The 1573-nt window shown below is 55.5% G+C and carries 1 protein-coding gene; it reads right to left on the bottom strand.

Going from position 1 to position 1573, the window contains the following annotated elements:
* Positions 1–324: 324 nt before the first annotated feature.
* Positions 325–1326: a CHAD domain-containing protein gene (locus NW838_RS00185; protein WP_414357355.1), complete on the bottom strand. Its 1002-nt coding sequence runs from the start codon at positions 1324–1326 to the stop codon at positions 325–327.
* Positions 1327–1573: the final 247 nt, after the last annotated feature.

The raw sequence follows: 1573 nt of genomic DNA, 5'->3' as shown, positions 1-1573 counted from the left end.
CCTTCGGGGGGATCCCTAGAAATTGGAAACGGGGTTGGTTATATATTCAGTTGTATACTCTATACTCGTTCCCCCTTCGGGGGGATCCCTAGAAATTGGAAACCCGGGAACCATGGGTTGTAAACCCATCGGTACCTCTCTGGTTCCCCCTTCGGGGGGATCCCTAGAAATTGGAAACGACAGTATAAAACAGGGGACGCGGCTTCGACTAATTCGGTTCCCCCTTCGGGGGGATCCCTAGAAATTGGAAACCCTATAGCCACAAAAAATCCCCCGCCAATAAGGCGGGGTTTTTCCTTCGGGGGGATCTATAGAATTGGAAACCTAGGGATCCCCAGTTGGAAAGAAATTGGAAACAGAGAAAAGATTAGAGTAAAGCCGGTGCTGCTCGGCAGAGGCCAGGCAGCGCTGTTGGTGCTCAGGCCACTCCTGGAGGGCTAGTTTTTGTTGTTCCTGGAGAAGGGTTTGTAGGTCTGAGTCTGCAGGCAGCTCGCCTTGCAAAACCTGCAAATCGTTAAAGCGGCCCAGTTGATCCTGCAAGCACTTCAGGGTTGCTATCCAATCTTGCATGGTTTCCCCGTAAAAGGGCGCAAAAAACTCCACCTGATAGCGCAGCCGTTTGGTGGCCTTGCGCAGCTCGTGCAGTTGCTCAGCCTGGGCTTCCGTTGCGGGGAAAGCAGGGATCCGCCAGCCTGGCTGCAGCAGCCACTGGGCCAGCAGGGGAGTCAGCAAGTGGGGCAAGCTTTCCGGCAAAGGCAGCTCCGCCTGGGGCTTATAGCGGGGGTGAGCCAGCCACTGCTCGCAGGCAGCTTGAAACGCCAGGAAGTCAGCATCTTCAAGAATGCGGCGGGAGCGTTTCTCGGCTTGGGTTCGACGTTGCTGCAGATCTTGTTTTAGCTTCTCCAGTTCTGCCTGCTGGGCTGCCGGGATCCCTTCCCAGCAAGGTTCCTGCAGGATTTCCAGCAGCACGTCCAGATCCCGCTGCTTGCCCAAAGCACTGGCCAGCTTTTGCAGGCGTTTGGGCTTGAGAGGCTTGGGCAGCCGGACGGATCCCTGAAATACCTGCACCCAGGTGCCAATACGGCGCAAGGTTACCCGGATTTGGTGCAGAGACTCTGCCGCTTCTGGATGCTGGGTCAGAACTCGCTTTACGTGTTTCTGCAGCCGCTGCCATTGCTGGCTCAACAGCTGGTGGGCCCAGGCGGCCACGGTTGGCAAGGGCGCAGATGAGGGCAAGGTCAAGTGCAAGGACTCCGTCCCGCTAACGCGAAAGGACTCCGTCCCGCTGACGCGATCGGTTTTCAGCTCAGCAGCAACAGCGTCCACAGCCAGTCTCCTCTACCCAAAACGAGAACAAAGAGGGCAGCAGGCTCTTTTCACATAGGTCATCCAGCCTAGCTTGAGGTTACCCCCGCCTCTTCCTTTTTAACCTAATCTTAACCTTGGTAAACCGAGCAGGCTGTGGCCAGGGAAACTGTCGCGAGCTTTGGCCTGTCGCGCCATTCCCATCAGCGGAACAGAGCATGACTCTAGTCAATAATAAGCTCAACTATACTGAAAATAATGTATAATA

Source organism: Synechococcus sp. R55.2 (genome assembly GCF_047462075.1).
Lineage (GTDB): Bacteria > Cyanobacteriota > Cyanobacteriia > Thermostichales > Thermostichaceae > Thermostichus.
Note: the sequence above shows the minus strand (reverse complement) of the source record. Positions and strands in the feature narration are given on the sequence as shown.